The 21,629-nt window shown below is 63.0% G+C and carries 18 protein-coding genes and 1 tRNA gene; 6 read left to right on the top strand and 13 right to left on the bottom strand.

Annotated elements, in window-relative coordinates; all coding sequences use genetic code 11:
- Positions 1-76: 76 nt before the first annotated feature.
- Positions 77-151, bottom strand: a tRNA-Gln gene (locus NGJ21_RS13560).
- 269 nt (positions 152-420) lie between these two features.
- Here NGJ21_RS13560 and NGJ21_RS13555 point away from each other — a divergent pair.
- Together NGJ21_RS13555 and zapE are read left to right on the top strand one after the other, a co-directional pair.
- Positions 421-663, top strand: coding sequence for a hypothetical protein (locus NGJ21_RS13555; RefSeq protein WP_039602799.1), 243 nt, complete (start codon positions 421-423; stop codon positions 661-663).
- 105 nt (positions 664-768) lie between these two features.
- Positions 769-1,851 (top strand): cell division protein ZapE, encoded by a 1,083-nt coding sequence (gene zapE, locus NGJ21_RS13550; protein WP_251962207.1) that lies wholly within the window; start codon positions 769-771, stop codon positions 1,849-1,851.
- Positions 1,852-1,885: 34 nt separating this feature from the next.
- Here the strand turns inward: zapE and NGJ21_RS13545 are convergent, their stop codons facing one another.
- Positions 1,886-3,775 carry a propionyl-CoA synthetase gene (locus tag NGJ21_RS13545; protein ID WP_251962400.1) on the bottom strand — a complete coding sequence of 630 codons (1,890 nt, stop codon included), beginning with the start codon at positions 3,773-3,775 and terminating at the stop codon, positions 1,886-1,888.
- 180 nt (positions 3,776-3,955) lie between these two features.
- On the opposite strand from NGJ21_RS13545, the gene NGJ21_RS13540 reads away from it, so the two are divergent.
- Complete coding sequence (locus NGJ21_RS13540) at positions 3,956-4,822, top strand: LysR family transcriptional regulator (RefSeq protein ID WP_039602801.1); 867 nt, start codon at positions 3,956-3,958, stop codon at positions 4,820-4,822.
- Here NGJ21_RS13540 and NGJ21_RS13535 read toward each other — a convergent pair.
- From NGJ21_RS13535 to NGJ21_RS13515, 5 genes are all read right to left on the bottom strand, one after another.
- The gene (locus NGJ21_RS13535; protein WP_119688618.1) at positions 4,796-5,953 is read right to left on the bottom strand and encodes an HPP family protein; all 1,158 of its coding nucleotides are present in this window, start codon (positions 5,951-5,953) and stop codon (positions 4,796-4,798) included. The genes NGJ21_RS13540 and NGJ21_RS13535 overlap by 27 nt on opposite strands.
- A 207-nt stretch (positions 5,954-6,160) precedes the next feature.
- On the bottom strand, positions 6,161-7,480 hold the full coding sequence (locus tag NGJ21_RS13530; RefSeq protein WP_177010482.1) for an ATP-binding protein: 1,320 nt from the start codon (positions 7,478-7,480) through the stop codon (positions 6,161-6,163).
- The gene (locus NGJ21_RS13525; protein ID WP_115275350.1) at positions 7,477-8,145 is read right to left on the bottom strand and encodes a response regulator transcription factor; all 669 of its coding nucleotides are present in this window, start codon (positions 8,143-8,145) and stop codon (positions 7,477-7,479) included. The genes NGJ21_RS13530 and NGJ21_RS13525 overlap by 4 nt, the downstream gene beginning before the upstream one ends.
- Positions 8,146-8,460 (bottom strand): PepSY domain-containing protein, encoded by a 315-nt coding sequence (locus NGJ21_RS13520; protein WP_115275351.1) that lies wholly within the window; start codon positions 8,458-8,460, stop codon positions 8,146-8,148.
- The gene (locus NGJ21_RS13515) at positions 8,460-8,768 is read right to left on the bottom strand and encodes a PepSY domain-containing protein (protein WP_012313686.1); all 309 of its coding nucleotides are present in this window, start codon (positions 8,766-8,768) and stop codon (positions 8,460-8,462) included. Before NGJ21_RS13515 ends, NGJ21_RS13520 begins: the two co-directional genes overlap by 1 nt.
- 153 nt (positions 8,769-8,921) lie before the next feature.
- Between NGJ21_RS13515 and NGJ21_RS13510 the strand changes: the two genes are divergently transcribed.
- On the top strand, positions 8,922-10,001 hold the full coding sequence (locus tag NGJ21_RS13510; protein ID WP_046787305.1) for a hypothetical protein: 1,080 nt from the start codon (positions 8,922-8,924) through the stop codon (positions 9,999-10,001).
- Positions 10,002-10,052: 51 nt separating this feature from the next.
- Complete coding sequence (queD, locus tag NGJ21_RS13505; RefSeq protein WP_012313684.1) at positions 10,053-10,409, top strand: 6-carboxytetrahydropterin synthase QueD; 357 nt, start codon at positions 10,053-10,055, stop codon at positions 10,407-10,409.
- Positions 10,410-10,436: 27 nt separating this feature from the next.
- On the opposite strand, the gene NGJ21_RS13500 is transcribed toward queD, so the two are convergent.
- Positions 10,437-11,198 (bottom strand): hypothetical protein, encoded by a 762-nt coding sequence (locus NGJ21_RS13500; protein WP_251962206.1) that lies wholly within the window; start codon positions 11,196-11,198, stop codon positions 10,437-10,439.
- 67 nt (positions 11,199-11,265) lie between these two features.
- Positions 11,266-11,733, bottom strand: coding sequence for a DUF1289 domain-containing protein (locus tag NGJ21_RS13495; protein ID WP_046787307.1), 468 nt, complete (start codon positions 11,731-11,733; stop codon positions 11,266-11,268).
- A gap of 405 nt (positions 11,734-12,138) precedes the next feature.
- Between NGJ21_RS13495 and acnB the strand changes: the two genes are divergently transcribed.
- Positions 12,139-14,748, top strand: coding sequence for a bifunctional aconitate hydratase 2/2-methylisocitrate dehydratase (gene acnB, locus NGJ21_RS13490; protein ID WP_046787308.1), 2,610 nt, complete (start codon positions 12,139-12,141; stop codon positions 14,746-14,748).
- Between the two features lie 63 nt (positions 14,749-14,811).
- Here acnB and prpD read toward each other — a convergent pair whose 3' ends face one another.
- From prpD to prpC, 4 genes are all read right to left on the bottom strand, one after another.
- Complete coding sequence (gene prpD / locus NGJ21_RS13485) at positions 14,812-16,296, bottom strand: 2-methylcitrate dehydratase (protein WP_115275354.1); 1,485 nt, start codon at positions 16,294-16,296, stop codon at positions 14,812-14,814.
- 138 nt (positions 16,297-16,434) lie between these two features.
- Positions 16,435-17,625 carry a 2-methylaconitate cis-trans isomerase PrpF gene (gene prpF, locus NGJ21_RS13480; RefSeq protein ID WP_251962205.1) on the bottom strand — a complete coding sequence of 397 codons (1,191 nt, stop codon included), beginning with the start codon at positions 17,623-17,625 and terminating at the stop codon, positions 16,435-16,437.
- Positions 17,626-17,764: 139 nt separating this feature from the next.
- Positions 17,765-20,353 carry a Fe/S-dependent 2-methylisocitrate dehydratase AcnD gene (gene acnD, locus NGJ21_RS13475; protein ID WP_119688614.1) on the bottom strand — a complete coding sequence of 863 codons (2,589 nt, stop codon included), beginning with the start codon at positions 20,351-20,353 and terminating at the stop codon, positions 17,765-17,767.
- A gap of 100 nt (positions 20,354-20,453) precedes the next feature.
- Positions 20,454-21,581, bottom strand: a complete 1,128-nt coding sequence (gene prpC / locus NGJ21_RS13470) for a bifunctional 2-methylcitrate synthase/citrate synthase (protein WP_119688613.1) — start codon at positions 21,579-21,581, stop codon at positions 20,454-20,456.
- Positions 21,582-21,629 lie beyond the last annotated feature (48 nt).

Raw genomic sequence — 21,629 nt, 5'->3', positions numbered from 1 at the left:
CGCAAACGCCAGAAACGAAAAAACCCAGCGCCGATATCATCTGCACTGAATCAGGAATGGATGTTTAACGAGAAAATGGCAGGGGCGGCTGGATTCGAACCAACGCATGGCAGGATCAAAACCTGCTGCCTTACCGCTTGGCGACGCCCCTGTATCGGATGCAGCGTTAGCTGCTCTGACCATTCCAACTGAGTGACAACTGGGTTGTTGTCTTGGAATGCGCGGCACTTTAACAACATTCTTTGCACCTGGGAAGCCCCTTGCGCAAAAAAAATGCTTTAAAACAGCAGGTTAGTGTTTTGCGGGCCGTTCACACGCCGCAAAACGACCATCCGTCGCATTTAATCCGCTTGGCTTCAACACAATCGCATCGCGCCCTTCCAATCAGATAAGCCATTTGCATTGACCAAGGAGGATGCCATGCCCGTTTCCCACGACCTGTACCAGGACCTGCACTACCCCCGCGAGATCGTCCAGCAGCGCCGTCAACAGGACAAGACCCTTGACCGAATGCTCGACGAGTACGTCGACATCGACAACCAGGTACTGGCTGCCGAGGCGATTTCAGCAGGTAACTTTCAGGACGACGACCTGCGCCACCTCAAGGAGCGCCGGCTGGCCATCAAGTACATGATCGAGCGTCAGCTGGAACGCAAGGTTTGAGTTATCCGGCCAACTGATAGAAGCCCCGCACTTTTTCTATTGGTTAAAAGGGCCGACCTGGGGCAAGCTGCGCGCTGACCTTCCTGTGCCCAAGGAGCTTAGCTTTTGTCTGCCTGGATCCCCTCCCCCCTGCGCCAACTGGGCCAACGCCTGCGACCCGCCACCTCCAGCCAGAGCGAACTGCTCGCATGGTTCGAAGACAAGGCGCGCAGCCGTGGCTATCAGCTCAGCGCGGGCCAGCGCCGGGTCATCCAGGCCATGGCCGAGCAGCTTGCCCGCTTGCCCGGCGAACCACGCAGCCTTTACTTGTACGGGTCGGTTGGCCGCGGCAAGAGCTGGCTGCTGGACGGTTTCTTCCAGGCTGTGCCGATCGAGGCGAAAAAACGCCTGCACTTCCATGATTTTTTTGCCCGCCTGCACCAGGGCATGCACCGTCACAGGCTGCTTGACGATGCCCTGGGCGCCACGCTGGACGCATTGCTGGGCGACTGCAAGGTGCTGTGTTTCGACGAATTCCATGTGCATGACATCGGTGATGCCATGCTGCTCACCCGCCTGTTCAATGCCTTGTTCGCGCGTGGCATCTTCTTGCTGGTGACTTCGAACTACGCACCCGAGGGCCTGCTGCCCAACCCGCTGTATCACGAGCGATTCCTGCCGGTGATCCGCCTGATCCATGGCCGCATGGAGGTCCTTGAAGTGGGCGGCGACACAGACTTTCGCAGCCTGCCGGCCAACCGCGAACACCAGCGCTTTACCCAGGGCCACTATGTATGGCCGGGCGATGCGGCCCAGCGCCTTGCGCTGAAGGTGCCGCCCGCGCACCCGCTCACGCTTGAGGTGAACAAACGCAACCTTCGCGCGCTCGCCAGTCACGGCAGGCTGGTGATGTTCGCCTTTGACGACCTGTGCGAGCAGCCCACAGCAGTGATCGATTATCTGCAGCTTGCCCAGCAATATGATGCCTGGATCATCGACGGGCTGGATGACCTCTCGGAGTGCTCATTGGCAGCGCAGCAGCGCTTCGTCAACCTGGTGGATGTGCTGTACGATCAGGACTGCCAGGTGACGGTGATCGGGCAGCGGCGGCTGGAAGAGAGCCTTGGCGGCACCATTGCCGACCTGATGCGCACCCGCAGCCGGCTGGGGCAGTTGCATCAGGTGGGGCCGGAGGACTTCATCGGCTGAACCCTCGCATTCACGCGCTAGCCAGGCCAACCGGTCAGCCTGCCCTGGGCAGATCCGCCAGCACCGCTTCGATCTCTCTGAGCACCGCCGGATCATCCAGTGTCGAGGGCGGCACATACGCCTGGCCATCGGCAATTTTGCGCAGCACCGCCCGCAGGATCTTGCCCGAGCGGGTCTTGGGCAGCCGTTTCACCAAGCGCACCCGGTTGAAGCAGGCCAACGCGCCGATCGCTTCACGCACCCTGCCCACCAAGTCCACCAACAGTTGCGCCTCGGTAATGCCCTCCCCGTCCTTGAGCACTACCAGCGCCAAGGGCACCTGGCCCTTGATCTCGTCATGCACACCGATTACCGCGCATTCGGCCACCGCAGGGTGGCACGCCACCAGGTCCTCCATCTCGCCGGTGGAAAGGCGATGGCCGGAGACGTTGATCACATCATCGGTTCGACCCATGATGTAGACGAAGCCATCGTCATCCAGGTAGCCACCATCACCGGTGTGGTAGTAACCCGGGTAAGTCTGCAGATAAGCCTGCAGGTAGCGCTCATGATCGCCCCACAAGGTCTGGCTGCAACCGGGCGGCAGCGGCAGAGCGATGACGATGGCGCCCTGATGGTTCGGGCCCAGCAAGTGCCCATCGTCATCCAGCACACGCACGTGATAACCCGGCACCGCGCGGTTGCTCGAACCCGGCCGCGCCGCGCTGCCCTCCAGCCCCACGCATGGCGCGGTGACTGGCCAGCCAGTCTCGGTCTGCCACCAATGGTCGTGCACCGGCTTGCCGGTAACCCGTTCCAGCCATTGGTGGGTACTGGAATCGAGCTTTTCCCCCGCCAGGAACAACTGGCGCAGCGAGCTCAAGTCATGTCGCCGGATCAACTCGCCATCCGGGTCCTCCTTACGGATCGCCCGCATGGCGGTCGGCGCACAGAACAAGGCATTGACCCCATACTGCTCAACCACACGCCAATAGGCCGACGCATCCGGGGTGCGGATCGGCTTGCCTTCGTAGAACACCGTGGTGCAGCCGCTCATCAGTGGCCCATAGACGATCAGCGAATGACCGACCACCCAGCCCACATCGGAAATGCCCCACCACACGTCACCGGCGTGCATACCGTAGATGTGGCGCATGGCATAACAGAGGGCGACCGCGTTGCCACCGTTCTCACGGACGATGCCCTTGGGTTTGCCCGTGGTACCAGAGGTGTACATGATGTAAAGCGGGTCTGCCGACTCCAGCTCGACCGCAGGCACCGGCTCGGCATTTACCAGCGCTTGCTGCCAGTCAAGGTCGCGGTTTGGCTGCAACCGGGCGCGAGCCTGGGGCCGCTGCAGCACCAGCACGTGGCGCGGCTGATGGTGAGCCAGTTGCAGTGCGCGGTCGACCAGCGGCTTGTACTCGATCACCCGATCGAATTCCAGGCCGCAGGACGCCGTCAGCAGCAGCGTTGGCCGCGCATCATCGATACGCAGGGCCAGCTCGTTGGCTGCAAAGCCACCGAACACCACCGAGTGCACCGCACCGATACGCGCGCAGGCGAGCATGGCCATGGCCGCCTGCGGCACCATCGGCATGTAGATGACCACCCCATCGCCTTTGCCCACCCCCAGCTGGCGCAGCAACCCGGCCAGGCGCGCCACCTCGTCACGCAGCTCGTTGTAGGTGAACGCCTGCTGCACACCGGTGACAGGGGAGTCGTAGATCAACGCCATCTGCTCGCCACGGCCCAGCTCGATTTGCCGATCGAGGGCCAGGTAGCAGCTGTTCAGGCGGCCATCAGCGAACCAGCGATGGGTGCCGTCCGGGTTTTCCTGCAGCGTCAGGGTGGGTTTGCGGTACCAGGCCAGATGTTTGGCCTGTTCGGCCCAAAAGGCAGCAGGGTCGGCAATGGAATGAGCGTAGTTGTGCTGGTAGGTCATGTTGATGGCAACCCGGTACTTGTTGTTATTGAAGGGCGAGCCTTGAGTATGGACCGCCACGCCCGGGCTGCCATGGGACTAAAGTCACAACGCATATGCAGATTTGCAGCGTTGGCGAAAGCGCCCCATAACGGTGCAAAGCCTCTAGAATAGGCCACCCTCCCCGCCACAGAGCAGCCCATGGATATCGAGCAGGCCCGAACCTTTCTGGAAGTCGTACGGTGCGGCAGCCTCGTCGCCGCCGCCGAACGCCTGTTCGTGTCACAGACCGCCATTACCGCCCGCGTGCAGCGCCTTGAGCAGCAACTGGGCTGCCAGCTGTTCGTGCGTAGCCGCAACGGCGCCAGCCTGACCAGTGATGGCGAAGCCTTCGTCAGCTATGCCAACCAGCTGGTGCAGACGTGGGAAGCGGCGCGCCGCGACCTGCCGCTGCCTGAGGGCTGCCAGCAGGTGCTGCACGTAGGGGCGGAAGTGAGCCTGGGCAACCCGATGCTGCTCGACTGGGTCAGCGCCTTGCACTGCGCATTACCCAGCCACGCCATCCGCAGCGAGGTCAGCGACGGTGAGTCCTTGCTGCGCAAGGTAGAGATGGGCCTGCTGGACGCCGCACTGGTCTATCAGCCCACCTACGGTCCGGGCCTGCAGGTAGAGCAGTTGATGGAAGAGAAGCTGATCCGCATACGCCGGGTCGAGCAACCCGACCCGTACATCTACATCGACTGGGGCGAGGCCTTCCGCCGCCAGCACGACGCCGCCCTGCCCGACTGCGCGCGACCGGCGCTGAGCTTCAACCTCGGGCCGCTGGCCCTGCAGTTCATTCTCGACAAAGGCGGCAGCGGCTATTTCCGTACCCGCGTGGTGCAGGCGTATCTGGACAGCGGGGTATTCGAGCGGGTACCGCAAGCCCCGGAGTTCACCTACCCGACCTTCCTTGTCTACCCGCGCAAACGCGACAGCGAGGCCCTGCAACAGGCCTTCGCGGTGCTGCGCCGGCTGGTGGCCTCCGGCGCCAGCGATTGGTCACAACGCTGGGACCCGCTGATCTGAAACGCTGCCAGCGCCACTGAGCAGCTGGCGCTTGAGGCCGGCGATCAGGTCGGTCTGGGTGATCACACCGACCAACTGGTCGCCATCGATCACCGGCAGGCAGTGCAGCCCTTGCTCGCACAGCAGGGGCAGCAGGCGTTGCAATGGGTGCTGGCTGCTGACACTGATGACCTGCCGGCTCATCACCTGCTCCATACGCACGGCCTTGCCCGCGAAAAGCCCCCGCCAACTGAACCGGCCACGTTGCATGGCCGGACCGAGCAGATCGCTAAGGCTGACGATACCCACCAGCTTGCCCTCTTGCAGCACCGGCAGGGTTTTCAGGTGATGACTGGCGAGCATCTTCCAGGCCTGTTCCAGGGTGGTGTCGGGGGCGGCGAACTGCACATCGCGGGACATCACCGAAGCTGCGCTGATCCCGCCGAGGCTGCGCTGCAGGGCATGCTGCTCGGTGGCCAGGATGATGCGCTCCAGTTCATCGCGGGTGACGTCGACGAACTCACCCAACTCTTCCAACGCCTGATCCAGGTCCGCACCACTGACCCCGACCCGTTCGCTGGGCAACGGGTCGTGGGTGTGGTGCTGGTCCTTGCGTGGCGCAGCGCCCTTGGGGTAATGCACGCCGGTCAAACGGTTGTAGACCACTGCCACCGTCACCAGAATCAGCGCGTTGAGCAACACGGGCTCCAGCAGGTGGTCGCCCAGCGCCGTCAGCCCTGAATCGGCCAGCACCGCGCTCACCGCAACACCGCCACCCGGCGGGTGCAGGCAGCGCAACAGGCACATCAGCAAAAGCGAGATGCCCAAGGCAGCCGCCGCAACCCACAGGTGGGGGCCGAACCCCTCGCGCATGGCAAGGCCCACTGCGCCCGCCAGCGCATAGCTGCCCAGCACTGGCCAGGGCTGGGCCAACGGCCCGGAATGCACGGCGAACACCAGCACTGCCGAAGCCGCAAGAGGGCCCAGCAGGTGCAAGGCGATACCAGGCCCGTAGGCCATACCGGTCAACCAGCCGGCGAGGAACAAACCGAGCAGCGCGCCGATGCCGGCACGCAGCCATTGTTTTGGAGGAATATTCAGGGGCGACGGCAACAGCCGCTGCAGACGACTTTCGGAACGCAAGGCAGTCATTCAAGTAATCGTGTTTGTGGTTCTGATCAAAAGAAAGCCCAGCCGAACTGGCCTGGGCCCTAGGGGCTCCGTCCGTGGAGAGATGGAAACCGCAGGGTTTCGTCAGGGGATTGTGCCGCCCTGTGTCGGGCTTGGGCCAATTCAAAAAAATGCGGCTGTACTGCAGTTTTTTTGCAGTGCTGCTGCCGGCGACAGGGCCAGAGAGGGTCAGCGCACCTTGCGCGGTAAATCGATACTCACCCGCAACCCGCCCAAAGGGCTCTGGAGCAAGGCCAAAGACCCACCCCAGGCATCGACGATATCCCGCACGATTCCCAGCCCCAGGCCATGCCCATGCACTTGCTCATCCAGCCGCGAACCGCGCTCCAGCACCTGCAGGCGCTGGCTTTCAGGTATGCCCGGACCGTCATCGTCGACCCACACCTGATAGCCTTCGGTGGTCGGGGCTATGCCCAGGCGCACTTCGCTGTCAGCCCATTTGCAGGCGTTATCCAACAGGTTGCCAAGCAGCTCCAGGAAGTCCTCCCGGTCCCAAGGCAGCAGTAACCCTGGCGGTACATCGCGCTCGAGCAGCAAGCCTTCGCCATGGATCATTCCCAAGGTGGCGAGCAACCCTGGAAGCTCGGTATCGCAGTCGAATTGAGCGCCAGGCAGCGCATCCCCGGCCAGGCGCGCCCGGTTCAGTTCGCGTGCCAGGCGCTGCTGGATCTGCTCCAGTTGCTCGCGCAGTTGCGCACGCACTTCGGGCAAGCCATTCAGGCGCTCGCTGGACGCCAGGCTCAGCAGCACCGCCAATGGCGTCTTCAATGCATGACCCAGGTTGCCCAACGCGTTGCGCGAACGGCGCAGGCTGTCTTCGGTATGGCTGAGCAGATGATTGATCTGGCCCACCAGTGGTGCCAGTTCGCTGGGCACTTGGGCATCGAGCTGCGAGCGCTGGCCTTGCTGCAATTGAGCAATCTGCTGACGCGCCCGCTCCAGCGGGCGCAACGAGCGGGTGACGGTGATGCGCTGCAACACCAGCACCAGGATCAGCGCCACCAGGCCCATCCCCAGGCCGATCTGCTGCAGGCGCCGGAACCCCTCGCGCACAGGCGAGTAATCCTGGGCGACGCTGATCGAAATGTCCTGGCCCAGCCGCCGGTAATCGGCACGCAGCGCAAGCAACTGCTGGCCTTCCGGGCCCAGCTCGTGGCTATCGGAGAGACCGGGCGCGGCCGGTTTCGGCATGTCCAGGTCCCATAAAGAGCGCGAGCGCCAGGTGCCCTTGTCGAAATCGATGCGGAAGTAGTAACCGGAAAACGGCCGTTGATAGGCGGCGGAAATGCGCCGCTCATCCAACTGCAACCCCGAAGGCCCGCGCACCAGCGCCACCAGCAGGTTCTCGCTTTCCTTGCGCAGGCCGTTTTCCAGATAGCGCTGCAAACCGGCCTCGAACAACCACAAGGTAAGCTGCGCAAGCACCACCCCGACCACCACCAATACGGCTACAAGGCCCAGGCTCAAGCGTGCCTGAATCGATTTCACCCGGTGCTCCCGGCGTAGATGTAGCCTTGCCCGCGGCGGGTCTCGATGACACTGCGGCCCAGCTTGCGGCGCAAATGGTTGACGTGCACTTCGAGCACGTTGGAGTCACGCTCGGTTTCACCGTCGTACAAGTGCTCGGCCAGGTGGCTCTTGGAGAGGATCTGTTGAGGGTGCAGCATGAAGTAACGCAACAGGCGGAACTCCGCAGCGGTCAGCTGGATGTCCACCCCCTCGCGGCTCACGCACTGGCGGCTTTCGTCCAGGTGCAACCCGGCGGCTTCAAGACGGGGCTGGTTGGCAAGGCCCTTCGCCCGGCGCAGCAGCGCCTGAATGCGCAACTGCAGCTCTTCAGGGTGGAAGGGCTTGCTCATGTAGTCGTCGGCGCCAGCCTTCAACCCCTCGATGCGCTCGGCCCATGACCCCCGTGCGGTCAGAATCAGCACCGGCGTGGCCAGACCTGCTGCACGCCACTGCGCCAGCACGTCCAGCCCCGGCAACCCCGGCAGGCCGAGGTCCAGAATGATCAAGTCGTAGGGTTCGCTCTGGCCCTGATATACCGCGTCCCGGCCGTCGGCCAGCCAGTCCACGGCGTAGCCCTGGCGCTGCAGGCCGGCAATCAACTCGTCAGCCAGGGGAACGTTGTCCTCGACAAGCAACAGGCGCATTCAGTCGTCTTCCTCGTCTTTGAGCAGGGCACCGGTGCTGGCATCGAGTTTGATCTCGCGCACCACGCCTTCGGTGGTCAGCAGCTCGACTTCGTATTCGTAGCGATCATCGTCTTCTTCCAGCTCCGCCTCCAGCAACCGCGCCCCGGGGTGGCGCCCCAGGGCGGTCTCGAGCAATTGCTCGAGCGGCAGAATCACGCCTTTCTGGCGCAACTGCAGGGCCTCATCCTGATCCAGGTCGCGAGCAACGGCCAAGGAGCAGACGGCCAGCAGCGAGAGCGCCAGGTAGCGCGCCCACCGGGTCAAGTGGATCATCAGCGGTCCTGTTCGTCCTTCAGCACTTCACCGGTCTTGGCGTCCAGGTCAACGTCCCATTCGACGTTCTGGGTGTCACGCATCTCGACCTTGTAGATGTAGCGACCGTATTCGTTTTCCAGCTCCGAATCGGTGACGGTGGCGCCCGGGTGCTTGGCAACGGCAGTGGCCTTGAGCTCATCCAGCGACTTGATGGTCTTGGCATTCACCAGCTTTACCACTTCGTCAGGCTGTACGTCCTTGGCCAGGGCGACGTTGGCACCGAAAGCAAGCGCAGCGGCAGTGAAAATGGCAGTCAGAGTTTTCATCAGGTTCTCTCCATCGAGGTGTGCAATTTGTCTACGGAGTTAAGATTATCCACCAGTCCTTAACTCAACCTGAAAATAGCTGGCGCCATGATAGCGCAGCGCATCAACCAGCGACTCCCTATAATGGCCCTCCTGTGAGTTGCGAGGCCGTCCATGAGCGCCATCCATATCAAGTACCCGGCTCTGACCCTGAAGGCCGGCAAACGTGCCCTGCAGCAGATCCGCGAACGCGGGCTGCAGGCAGCGGACGTCGGTGTGGTGCCAGGCGCCGCTGGCGGGCCCAAGCCGCTGGGGATTCAGGGATTGGACCTGGCGCTGTTTGGCGAGTGGCTGCCATCGGCCCCTCGCCAGCGGGCATTGATTGGCGCATCGATCGGCTCCTGGCGCTTCGCCAGCGCCTGCCTCGATGACCCGATCGCTGGCATCCGCCGCCTCGGTGAACTGTATACCGAACAGGACTTCGCCAAAGGTGTGACCGCAGCCCAGATCAGCCGCAGCTGCCAGCAGATGCTCGACGACCTGCTGCAAGGGCGCGATGGGCAGATCCTGGCAAACCCGTACTACCGCCTGAACATCCTGGTGGTGAAGAGCCACGGCCATCTTGCCCACGACCACCGCGGCCGGTTGGGGATGGGGCTGGGCTCGGTAATCGCCAGCAATCTGCTGGGGCGCTCGCGCCTGGGCCGGCATTTCGAACGGGTCATCCTGCACGATGAGCGTGCCGCCCCGCCGCTGGATCAACTCACAGACTTTCCCTCACGCTACCTGCCACTGGGCCAGGGCAACCTGCGCCACGCCCTGCTCGCGTCCGGCTCGATCCCGATGGTCATGGAAGGCGTGCGCGACATCCCCGGTGCGGGTGCGGGCACCTACCGCGACGGCGGCTTGCTCGACTATCACCTCGACCTGCCATACCGCGGCGACGACCTGGTGCTTTACCCGCATTTCACCGACAAGGTCGTGCCTGGCTGGTTCGACAAGGCGCTGCCATGGCGCAAGGGCGATGCCACGCGCCTGCGCAATGTGCTGCTGGTGACGCCGTCACCGCAGTACCTGGCCGCACTGCCCTTCGGCAAGCTGCCCGACCGCAACGATTTCAAGCGTTTCATGGGCGATGCCCCCAGCCGCAAACGCTACTGGTACCAGGCCATTGCCGAAAGCCAGCGGCTGGGTGACGAACTGCTGGAGCTGATCGCCACCGGGCGGCTGCACGAACGCCTGCAAGCCTTGTAGCGACCATGCTGGTAGACTGCGCGCATCTTCGATACACACAGAGTTCTGACCGTGGAAATCTTTAAGGAATTTACCTTCGAATCGGCCCACCGCCTGCCTAACGTCCCGGCCGGGCACAAATGCGGCCGCCTGCATGGCCACTCGTTCAAGGTCGGCCTGCATCTGACCGGCCCGCTTGACCCGCATACCGGCTGGATCCGCGACTTTTCCGAGATCAAGGCGATCTTCAAGCCGATCTACGAGCAGTTGGATCACAACTACCTCAACGATATTCCAGGCCTGGAAAACCCCACCAGCGAGGTCATCGCCAAGTGGATCTGGGAGCAGGTCAAGCCGCTGCTGCCGGAGCTGTCCAAGGTGCGTATTCATGAAACCTGCACCAGCGGCTGCGAATACAGCGGCGATTGACTGGCGCTGCGCTACACGAGCACGGGGTCAAGCCTTGGCAACGAGCGGACGAGGGTGAGGCGGCACACAAGGGTTAGACACCTGCAGGCTGAACTGGCCACGCTCGCCTCGACGGTTGTTGAGGTATGCAACCCGCTCCACCCGTCGCCTCACTTGCCGACCGTCTGCGCTATAGAGCTTCAGGTTCAACAGCACTTGCCCTTCTTGCAACTCCTGTGGATCCAGGCCAGGGATATGCCACAGTGGCGTTCGCCGCCCGGCGGTCAGCTTGTACAGTGCCGTCTCCAGATCGACAGGCGGGTCGGCGGGTAGCACCACGGATGTCCCGAAGGGGTCTCGCAACGCCAGACTGGCGGGGTCGTCCTTGCACACACCGGCATCCGAACGCGCCGGGTAAAAGCCCAGATAACCGTTTCGACTGACGTCGAGCCAGTATTCCAGTGAAGGCCAACGGTCGACATTATTGCCCTCATATGCCGGGCGGATCTCGTAAACGAAGCCTGTTGCAAGTCGATAGACACCAAACCAGAAAACGTCACAAAACGCACGCTTACGAGCCTCGCGACCCCATAGCGAGTCAATCAGGAACGATTGCAACATTTCCTCGCCATAGTCCAGGCTGGTCATCAGCCAACCATCGTCACCGTTCCAGTCATCGAATTCGACCCAGAACGGCCGGGTGATATCATCATCGTCAATCTGGGCGGCCCGCAACGGTGCATCCAGCAATTGCCAGCGGCATGTCGCGGTAAAACTCAGCAGCGGTTCAAAACACAGCTGCGCCATCATCCGTACTCCTTTCGCTCGATAAAAACGCACAGTGGCGCCTTTTCAAGGCAGGGGGCAGGAAGAAGGCTTACCTCAGTTCGGTACGCAGGAACCCCGGCGCGATATAGCGCTGGTAATGCGCCTCGGACAACAAAAAGAATTCGCGGTCGATGGCATCGCGCAACTGCGGCAGCTCCCAGTCCCGAAACTCGGGCAGCAACGCCATCCCGTACGCTTCCAGGTCGCGAATCAGGCGGGCACCGCGTGCAATCAGCTGATACGCCCAACAATACTCAGACTGCTGCTCGACAAAGCGGATGGAGCGCTGCTGCAGCTGCTGACGCAGCAGGTTCGTATCGAACACTTCCAGCTTGGCCATCATCACCTGCACCAGCAACTGTTCCAGGCGCAGCAAAACGGCACGCTTGTGATCGTCGTCGTAAGCGTTCCAGTGGATGACTTCGTGATGGAAACGCTTGCAGCCACGGCACACCGTGTCTCCATACACCGTGGAGCAAAGGCCGACGCAAGGGGTCTTGATGGACTGGTTGGGCATGGAAAAACAACGGCTTGGCGGTGGAACACAGGCCCATGTTAGCCCTTTGTCTAACCAGGGTCACTCGTTAAAGTCATGTTCGCCGCCTTACCTTCTGCGACAATTTGCCGTAGAATCATCCCGCCTTTTCAAGGCAACAATGTCCGTTGGAAGCTGTTTTCAAAGCGTCACGAGCACAGTTGATCCGGTAGAACGGCGTTGGCCCGGGCCATGCACCCCTCGCATGCCCGCGCCAGCCCTCATCAGCCCCCGTTCTGCAGGCGTAAAACTTTGAAAGCAGCTTCTGTAAGGATTCTCTGCGACCCTGGCTGGGCGGCCCAAGAAGCCGTGATGGCGCATGGGTGCAGAGAATGCTGGATGAGCGTCCCGGACTCCCTTTAGGGACCACTGATGAGGGTAATAACTGTGCTTGAAGCCTACCGCAAACACATCGAAGAGCGTGCCGCCCTGGGTATCGTGCCCCAGCCGCTGAACGCCGAACAAACCGCAGGCCTGGTCGAGCTGCTGAAAAACCCGCCGGCCGGCGAAGAAGCCTTCCTCGTAGACCTGATCACCCACCGCGTTCCACCAGGAGTCGACGAAGCTGCCTACGTCAAGGCCGCTTTCCTGTCTGCCGTGGCCAAGGGTGAAGCCAACTCGCCACTGATCGACCGCAAGCACGCCACCGAGCTGCTGGGCACCATGCAGGGCGGCTACAACATCGAAACGCTGGTCGCGCTGCTGGATGACGCCGAACTGGGCGCCGTCGCGGCCGAAAAGCTCAAGCACACCCTGCTGATGTTCGATGCTTTCCACGACGTGGCCGAAAAAGCCAAGGCGGGCAACGCTCACGCCAAGGCCGTGCTGGAATCCTGGGCTGCCGGCGAGTGGTTCACCTCGCGTCCGGCCATCGCCGACAAGTACACCCTGACCGTGTTCAAAGTGCCGGGCGAAACCAACACTGACGACCTGTCCCCTGCCCCGGACGCCTGGTCGCGCCCTGACATCCCGCTGCACGCCCTGGCCATGCTGAAAATGGCCCGCGACGGCATCGAGCCGCAGCAGCCGGGCTCGGTCGGCCCGCTGGCGCAAATCGAAGCGGTCAAGGCCAAAGGCTTCCCGGTCGCCTACGTCGGTGACGTGGTCGGTACCGGTTCTTCGCGCAAATCCGCCACCAACTCGGTGCTGTGGTTCTTCGGCGACGACATCCCGTACGTGCCGAACAAGCGCGCCGGTGGCTTCTGCTTCGGCACCAAGATCGCCCCGATCTTCTACAACACCATGGAAGACGCCGGTGCCCTGCCGATCGAATTCGACTGCACCAACCTGGGCATGGGCGACGTCATCGACGTTTACCCATACAAAGGTGAAGTACGCCGTCACGACAGCGACGAGCTGGTCACCAGCTTCGAGCTGAAAACCGAAGTACTGCTGGATGAAGTCCGCGCTGGCGGCCGTATCCCGCTGATCGTCGGCCGTGGCCTGACCGAAAAAGCCCGTACCGAGCTGGGCCTGGGTGCATCCGACCTGTTCAAGAAGCCAGAGCAGCCTGCCGATTCCGGCAAGGGCTTCACCCTGGCTCAGAAAATGGTCGGCCGTGCCTGCGGCCTGCCCGAAGGCCAGGGCGTGCGCCCAGGTGCTTACTGCGAGCCGAAGATGACCACCGTCGGCTCCCAGGACACCACTGGCCCGATGACCCGCGATGAGCTCAAAGACCTGGCGTGCCTGGGCTTCTCCGCTGACCTGGTGATGCAGTCGTTCTGCCACACCGCGGCCTATCCGAAGCCGATCGACGTCACTACCCACCACACCCTGCCAGACTTCATCCGCACCCGTGGCGGCGTGTCGCTGCGCCCAGGCGACGGCATCATCCACAGCTGGCTGAACCGTATGCTGATGCCTGACACCGTCGGTACCGGTGGTGACTCGCACACCCGTTTCCCGATCGGCATCTCGTTCCCGGCCGGTTCCGGCCTGGTGGCCTTCGCCGCCGCCACCGGCGTCATGCCGCTGGACATGCCAGAGTCGATCCTGGTGCGCTTCAAGGGCAAACTGCAGCCAGGCATCACCCTGCGTGACCTGGTGCATGCCATCCCTTACTACGCCATCCAGCAGGGCCTGCTGACCGTCGAGAAGAAAGGCAAGAAAAACGCCTTCTCCGGCCGCATCCTGGAAATCGAAGGCCTGGACGAACTGACCGTCGAGCAAGCGTTCGAACTGTCCGACGCCTCGGCCGAGCGTTCCGCTGCCGGCTGCACCATCAAGCTGCCGGAAAAGGCCATCGCCGAGTACCTGAAGTCGAACATCACCCTGCTGCGCTGGATGATCGGCGAAGGCTACGGCGATGCCCGCACCCTGGAGCGTCGCGCCCAGGCCATGGAAGCCTGGCTGGCCAAGCCTGAGCTGCTGTCGGCTGACGCCGATGCCGAATACGCCGAAATCATCGAAATCGACCTGGCCGACGTCAAGGAGCCTGTGCTCTGCGCGCCGAACGACCCGGACGACGCCCGCCTGCTGTCGTCGGTACAGGGCGAGAAGATCGACGAAGTGTTCATCGGTTCGTGCATGACCAACATCGGCCACTTCCGCGCTGCCGGCAAGCTGCTGGAGAAGGTCAAGGGCGGTATTCCGACCCGTCTGTGGCTGGCTCCGCCAACCAAGATGGACGCCCACCAGCTGACCGAAGAAGGCTACTACGGCATCTACGGCAAGGCCGGTGCGCGCATGGAAATGCCAGGCTGCTCGCTGTGCATGGGTAACCAGGCACGCGTGCAGACCGGTTCGACCGTGGTCTCCACCTCGACCCGTAACTTCCCGAACCGCCTGGGCGACGCCACCAACGTCTACCTGGCATCGGCCGAGCTGGCTGCTGTCGCATCGATCATCGGCAAGCTGCCGACCGTCGAGGAGTACATGCAGTACGCGAAAGACATCGACAGCATGGCTGCCGACGTCTACCGCTACCTGAGCTTCGACCAGATCGCCGAGTTCCGCGAAGCTGCGGCCAACGCCAAGATCCCGGTTGTTCAAGCGTAATCAGCGGTACGCTACAAGAAAAAACCCCGGCATCAATGCCGGGGTTTTTTGCTTTTGCTCGCCTCAGATCACGAACAAATCCACAAACCGGTGCACCGCCGCACCCTCCAGCCGCTGCTGATCCTCGCACAGCTCGAAAATCTCCAGGCAACGCTGAGGCGCAAACCGCGTCGCCAGGTTGTCCCTGAACTTGGCCTCCAGCAAAGGGATGCCCTCGCCGCGCCGGCGCCGGTGCCCGACCGGGTACTCCACCACCACCTGTTCGGTACTGCTGCCATCCTTGAAGAACACCTGCAAGCCATTGGCGATCGAGCGCTTGTCCGGCTCCAGGTATTCACGGCTGAAACGAGGGTCCTCGACCACCTCCATCTTTTCGCGCAGACGGTCGATGCTCGGGTGGGCGGCGTGGAAGGCATCTTCGTAATGCTCGGCCACCAGATGGCCGAATATAAGCGGCACCGCCACCATGTACTGCAGGCAGTGGTCGCGATCGGCAGCATTGGCCAGCGGGCCGACCTTGGAGATGATGCGAATGGCCGATTCCTGGGTGGTGATGACGATACGGTCGACTTCGTGCAGGCGGTTGCGCACTTGCGGGTGCAGGCTGACCGCGGCTTCGCAGGCGGTCTGGGCGTGGAACTCGGCCGGGAAACTGACCTTGAACAACACGTTCTCCATCACGTAGCTGGCCAACGCCTGCGGTACCCGCAGCGTCTGCTGGGCAGACGGCTTGAGCGCCAGGTCCTTGTTGGTATGGCTGAACGACACGTCATAAAAGCCCCACTGCGGCGCGGTCAGCACCCCGGGTACCCCCATCTCGCCACGCAGCGCGATATCGGCCAGGCGCACACCACGGCTCGAAGCATCGCCGGCGGCCCACGACTTGCGCGAGCCAGCGTTGGGTGCATGGCGGTAGGTGCGTAGCGCCTGGCCATCGACAAAGGCATGGGACAGGGCCGACAGCAGTTGTTCACGATTGGCCCCCATCAGCTTGGCGCACACGGCCGTGGAGGCCACCTTGACCAACAGCACGTGGTCGAGGCCGACACGATTGAAGGCGTTTTCCAGCGCCAGCACACCCTGGATCTCATGGGCCATGACCATCGCCTCGAGCACTTCACGCATGAGCAACGGGCCTTCACCCTTGGCCACCCGTTTTTGCGACAGGTGATCGGCCACCGCGAGGATCCCCCCAAGGTTATCGGAAGGGTGGGCCCACTCGGCGGCAAGCCAGGTGTCGTTGTAATCCAGCCAACGCACGGTGCAGCCGATATCCCAGGCGGCCTTGACCGGGTCGAGCCGGTAGCTGGTGCCGGGCACCCGGGCGCCATTGGGCACCACTGTTCCCTCCACCAGCGGGCCGAGGTGCTTGGTGCACTCTGGAAAGCGCAGGGCCAACAGGCCGCAGCCCAGGGTGTCCATCAGGCAATTGCGCGCGGTGTCCAGCGCCTCGAGGGATTCGACGCGGTAGGTGAGAACGTAATCGGCAAGGGTTTGCAGCACCCCGTCGTAGTCAGGACGCTCGTTCAGGTCCACGTTGGCGCTCATTTGCAGCTCCTTTGATTGGGGCTGCTACGCAGCCCATCGCCGGTGAACCGGCTCCCACACGGTCAATGCAGGAACCGGATTGCCAGCGACGGGCCGCGCAGCGGCCCTGCTGATTCAAAGCCAAGCGCCAATGGTGCGTCAGAAGCTGTCGCCAGGCACCCTTACCCAGCCTTCCATCAACACCCGGGCACTACGACTCATGATTGCCTTGGTGACCGTCCACTCACCATCCACCTGGCTGGCCTGAGCCCCGACCCGCAAAGTGCCGGAGGGATGGCCGAAGCGCACGGCACTGCGCTCGCCCCCGCCAGCAGCGAGGTTGACCAACGTACCTGGAATGGCAGCAGCGGTACCGATGGCCACCGCAGCAGTACCCATCATCGCGTGGTGCAACTTGCCCATGGAAAGTGCACGCACCAGCAGGTCGATGTCAGCCGCCTCGACAGCCTTGCCACTGGACGCAGTGTAGGTGCTTGGCGGCGCAACGAAAGCCACCTTCGGCGTGTGCTGACGCCCGGCCGCCTGGTCGACATGCTCGATCAGCCCCATGCGCACGGCGCCATGGGCACGGATCGCCTCGAAACGCGTCAGCGCCTGGGCATCGCCGTTGATCGCATCCTGCAGCTCGGTACCGGCATAACCGATATCGGTGGCATTGACGAAAATGGTCGGGATCCCCGCGTTGATCAAAGTGGCTTTGAAGGTACCGACACCGGGCACCTCCAGGTCATCCACCAGGTTGCCGGTAGGGAACATCGCCCCGCCGCCTTCGCCCTCATCGGCCGCCGGATCAAGGAACTCCAGTTGCACCTCAGCCGCCGGGAACGTCACACCGTCGAGTTCGAAGTCGCCGGTTTCCTGCACTTCGCCCTCGGTGATCGGCACATGAGCGATGATGGTCTTGCCGATATTGACCTGCCAGATACGCACGGTGGCAACGCCATTACGCGGGATGCGCGACGGCTCGACCAAGCCACTGCTGATGGCGAACGAACCGACAGCAGCAGACAGGTTGCCGCAGTTGCCGCTCCAGTCGACGAAGGCCTTGTCGATGGCTACCTGGCCGAACAGGTAGTCGACGTCGTGGTCGGGCTTGGCGCTAGGTGAAAGGATCACGGTCTTGCTGGTGCTTGAGGTGGCGCCGCCCATGCCGTCGATCTGCTTGGCGTAGGGGTCGGGGCTACCGATGACCCGCAGGAGCAGTGCGTCACGGGCCGGCCCTGGGACTTGGGCTCGTTCAGGGAGGTCTTGCAGGCGGAAGAACACGCCTTTGCTGGTGCCGCCGCGGATGTAGGTGGCGGGGATCTTGATTTGTGGTGCGTGTGCCATGGTTGTGCTGTCCTGATAGTCCGGCGAAATACCCTTGGGGCTGCTTTGCAGCCCTTCGCGACGCAAGGCCGCTCCTACAACCCCGGTTGGAGCGGCCTTGCGTCGCGAAAGGGCCGCAACGCGGCCCCGCTTTTCAAGCTCAGGCGGTAGCTTCGAGGAAATCCTGGGCAAAGCGCTGCAATACCCCGCCCGCCTCGTAGATCGACACCTCTTCGGCGGTATCGAGCCGGCAGGTCACCGGTACCTCGACCCGTTCGCCATTACTGCGCGTGACCACCAGCGTCAGGGTTGCACGCGGCTTGCGCTCACCTGCCACGTCATAGGTCTCGCTGCCATCCAGGCCCAGGGTCTTGCGGTCGGTGCCCGGCAGGAATTCGAGCGGCAACACGCCCATGCCCACCAGGTTGGTGCGGTGAATGCGCTCGAAGCCTTCGGCCACGATCGCCTCGACGCCCGCCAGCCGCACGCCCTTGGCCGCCCAGTCGCGGGACGAGCCTTGCCCATAGTCGGCACCGGCAACGATGATCAGCGGCTGCTTGCGCTGCATGTAGGTTTCGATGGCTTCCCACATCCGGGTCACCTTGCCCTCCGGCTCCAGGCGCGCCAGCGAACCCTGCTGCACGCTGCCATCGGGTTTGCGCACCATCTCGTTGAACAGCTTGGGGTTGGCGAAGGTGGCACGCTGCGCCGTCAGGTGGTCGCCGCGGTGCGTGGCGTAGGAGTTGAAGTCCTCCTCCGGCAGGCCCATCTTGGCCAGGTATTCACCCGCCGCGCTGTCGAGCAGGATGGCATTGGAAGGTGACAGGTGGTCGGTGGTGATGTTGTCGGGCAGCACCGCCAACGGACGCATGCCGCGCAACGTGCGCTCACCGGCCAGGGCGCCTTCCCAGTAGGGCGGGCGGCGGATATAGGTACTCATCGGGCGCCACTCGTAAAGCGGCGCCACTTTCGGCCCACGGTCTTGCTCGATAGCGAACATCGGGATGTAGACCTTGCGGAACTGCTCCGGCTTGACCGCAGCGCGCACCACCGCGTCGATCTCTTCGTCGCTTGGCCAGATGTCCTTGAGGCGGATTTGCTGACCATCGACTACGCCCAGTACATCCTTCTCGATGTCGAAGCGGATGGTGCCGGCAATGGCATAGGCCACCACCAGCGGCGGCGAAGCGAGAAATGCCTGCTTGGCGTACGGGTGGATGCGCCCATCGAAGTTGCGGTTGCCCGAGAGCACCGCCGTCGCGTAGAGGTCACGGTCGATGATTTCCTGCTGGATCACCGGGTCCAAAGCACCGGACATGCCGTTGCAGGTGGTGCAGGCGAAGGCGACGATACCGAAGCCCAGTTGCTCCAGCTCCTTCTCCAGCCCCGCTTCCTCCAGGTACAGCTGGACGGCCTTGGAGCCGGGCGCGAGCGACGACTTGACCCACGGCTTGCGCGCCAGGCCGAGCTTGTTGGCATTGCGCGCCAGCAGGCCAGCGGCGATCACGTTGCGCGGGTTGCTGGTGTTGGTGCAACTGGTAATCGCAGCGATGATCACTGCGCCGTCAGGCATCTGCCCCGGTATCTCGTCCCAGGCACCAGCGATGCCCTTGGCTGCCAGCTCACTGGTGGCAACACGGGCATGCGGGTTGGACGGCCCGGCCATGTTGCGCACCACGCTCGACAGGTCGAAGTTCAGCACGCGTTCGTATTCGGCCGTGGCCAACGCGTCAGCCCACAAGCCCGTGGCCTTGGCGTAGGTTTCCACCAGCTTCACCTGCTGATCTTCACGGCCGGTCAGTTTCAGGTAGTCGATGGTTTGCTGGTCGATGGCGAACATTGCAGCGGTTGCACCATATTCCGGTGCCATGTTGGAGATGGTCGCACGGTCGCCGAGGGTCAGGGCGCGTGCACCTTCGCCGTAGAACTCAAGGTAGGCGCCAACCACCTTCTGCTTGCGCAGGAACTCGGTCAAGGCCAGCACCAGGTCGGTGGCGGTGATGTTGGGCGCCAGCTTGCCGCGCAGCTCCACGCCGACAATTTCCGGCAGGCGCATCCACGAGGCACGGCCCAGCATGACATTTTCAGCTTCCAGGCCGCCGACGCCGATGGCGATCACGCCCAGCGCGTCGACATGCGGGGTATGGCTGTCGGTGCCCACGCAGGTGTCCGGGTAGGCCACACCGCGATCGCTGTGGATCACCGGCGACATTTTCTCCAGATTGATCTGGTGCATGATGCCGTTACCGGGCTGGATCACATCGACGTTCTTGAACGCCTTTTTGGTCCAGTTGATGAAATGGAAGCGGTCTTCGTTGCGACGGTCTTCAATGGCGCGGTTCTTGTCAAAGGCCTGCGGGTCGAAACCACCGCACTCGACGGCCAGCGAGTGATCGACGATCAGTTGCACCGGCACGACCGGGTTGACTGCCGCCGGGTCGCCACCTTTCTCGGCGATGGCGTCACGCAGGCCGGCGAGGTCGACCAGCGCGGTCTGGCCGAGGATGTCGTGGCACACCACGCGCGCCGGGAACCACGGGAAGTCGAGGTCGCGCTTGCGTTCGATCAGCTGGCCGAGCGAGGCGTTCAGGGTTGCAGGGTCGCAGCGGCGCACCAGGTTTTCGGCGAGCACGCGCGAGGTGTAAGGCAGGTTGTCGTAGGCACCGGGCTTGATGGCCTCGACCGCGGCACGGGCATCGAAATAGTCCAGGTCAGTGCCTGGCAGGGCTTTGCGGTATGCAGTGTTCATAGAATATCGGCTCGGTCACGGTACGGTCGTGGATGAACGCACAGGCCCTGCAATCACTGTGGGAGCCAGCTCCCACAGGGTCGCTATAGGGCCTGTTGTTTCAGCGCTGCTCGATTGGCACGAACTGGCGCTGCTCGACGCCGACATACTCGGCGCTCGGGCGGATGATGCGGTTGTTGGCGCGCTGTTCGAACACGTGCGCTGCCCAGCCGGTCAGGCGCGAGCAGACAAAGATCGGGGTGAACAGCTTGGTCGGGATGCCCATGAAGTGATACGCCGAGGCATGGTAGAAATCGGCGTTGGGGAACAGACGCTTCTGCTCCCACATGGTCTTGTCGATGGCTTCTGAGACCGGGAACAGCACCTTGTCACCGACTGCGTCGGCCAGCTGCTTCGACCAATCCTTGATCACCTCGTTGCGCGGATCGGACTCTTTGTAGATGGCATGGCCAAAGCCCATGATCTTGTCCTTGCGCTCGAGCATGCGCAGCAACTCTGCGGTGGCTTCCTGCGGGTTCTGGAAGCGCTCGATCAGCTCCATCGCCGCCTCGTTGGCACCGCCGTGCAGTGGGCCGCGCAACGAGCCGATGGCCGCGGTGATGCAGGAGTACAGGTCCGATAGCGTCGAGGCGCAGACCCGGGCGGTGAAGGTCGATGCGTTGAACTCGTGCTCTGCATACAGGATCAGCGAAACGTTCATTACCTTGACATGCAACTCGCTCGGCTTCTTGCCGTGCAGCAGGTGCAGGAAATGCCCGCCCAGGGTGTCTTCATCGCTGGTGCAGTCGATACGTACGCCATGGTGGGTGAAGCGGTACCAATAGCACATCACCGCCGGGAACAGCGCCAGCAGGCGGTCGGTCTTGTCGTGCTGGGCGTCGAAGGTCAACTCCGGCTCCAGCGTACCCAGCACCGAGCAGCCGGTGCGCATGACGTCCATCGGGTGCGCGTCGCGCGGGATGCGCTCGAGCACTTCCTTCAGCGCCTGCGGCAGGTCGCGCAGGCCCTTGAGCTTGTGTTTGTAATCGGCAAGTTCTGCCTTGCTGGGCAACTCGCCGTATAGCAGCAGGTAGGCCACTTCTTCGAATTCGGCGCCTGCTGCCAGGTCGCGCACATCATAACCCCGGTAAGTCAGGCCGGCGCCGGCCTGGCCGACGGTCGACAGAGCGGTCTGGCCGGCCACCTGGCCACGCAGGCCTGCGCCACTGAGTACTTTTGCTTCGGCCATGGTGTTTCTCCTTTCTTGAATTTGTTATGGATATCGTTCTGGCTAAAT

Origin of the sequence: Pseudomonas sp. Marseille-Q5299, from assembly GCF_943737035.1 — a bacterium.
In the GTDB taxonomy this organism is placed as follows: domain Bacteria; phylum Pseudomonadota; class Gammaproteobacteria; order Pseudomonadales; family Pseudomonadaceae; genus Aquipseudomonas; species Aquipseudomonas putida_E.
This window is presented reverse-complemented; position numbering and strand designations above follow the sequence as displayed.

Excerpts from the sequence above, each read along its gene's own strand:
- NGJ21_RS13555 (WP_039602799.1), top strand. The coding sequence starts at position 421 with ATGCCCGTTTCCCACGACCTGTACCAGGACCTGCACTACCCCCGCGAG.
- prpD (WP_115275354.1), bottom strand. The coding sequence starts at position 16,296 with ATGAGCGCCAACGTGGACCTGAACGAGCGTCCTGACTACGACGGGGTG.
- NGJ21_RS13535 (WP_119688618.1), bottom strand. The coding sequence starts at position 5,953 with ATGACTGCCTTGCGTTCCGAAAGTCGTCTGCAGCGGCTGTTGCCGTCG.
- NGJ21_RS13510 (WP_046787305.1), top strand. The coding sequence starts at position 8,922 with ATGAGCGCCATCCATATCAAGTACCCGGCTCTGACCCTGAAGGCCGGC.
- NGJ21_RS13540 (WP_039602801.1), top strand. The coding sequence starts at position 3,956 with ATGGATATCGAGCAGGCCCGAACCTTTCTGGAAGTCGTACGGTGCGGC.
- NGJ21_RS13495 (WP_046787307.1), bottom strand. The coding sequence starts at position 11,733 with ATGCCCAACCAGTCCATCAAGACCCCTTGCGTCGGCCTTTGCTCCACG.
- NGJ21_RS13500 (WP_251962206.1), bottom strand. The coding sequence starts at position 11,198 with ATGATGGCGCAGCTGTGTTTTGAACCGCTGCTGAGTTTTACCGCGACA.
- prpF (WP_251962205.1), bottom strand. The coding sequence starts at position 17,625 with ATGGCACACGCACCACAAATCAAGATCCCCGCCACCTACATCCGCGGC.
- NGJ21_RS13525 (WP_115275350.1), bottom strand. The coding sequence starts at position 8,145 with ATGCGCCTGTTGCTTGTCGAGGACAACGTTCCCCTGGCTGACGAGTTG.
- NGJ21_RS13545 (WP_251962400.1), bottom strand. The coding sequence starts at position 3,775 with ATGACCTACCAGCACAACTACGCTCATTCCATTGCCGACCCTGCTGCC.
- NGJ21_RS13515 (WP_012313686.1), bottom strand. The coding sequence starts at position 8,768 with ATGAAAACTCTGACTGCCATTTTCACTGCCGCTGCGCTTGCTTTCGGT.
- acnD (WP_119688614.1), bottom strand. The coding sequence starts at position 20,353 with ATGAACACTGCATACCGCAAAGCCCTGCCAGGCACTGACCTGGACTAT.
- prpC (WP_119688613.1), bottom strand. The coding sequence starts at position 21,581 with ATGGCCGAAGCAAAAGTACTCAGTGGCGCAGGCCTGCGTGGCCAGGTG.
- NGJ21_RS13520 (WP_115275351.1), bottom strand. The coding sequence starts at position 8,460 with ATGATCCACTTGACCCGGTGGGCGCGCTACCTGGCGCTCTCGCTGCTG.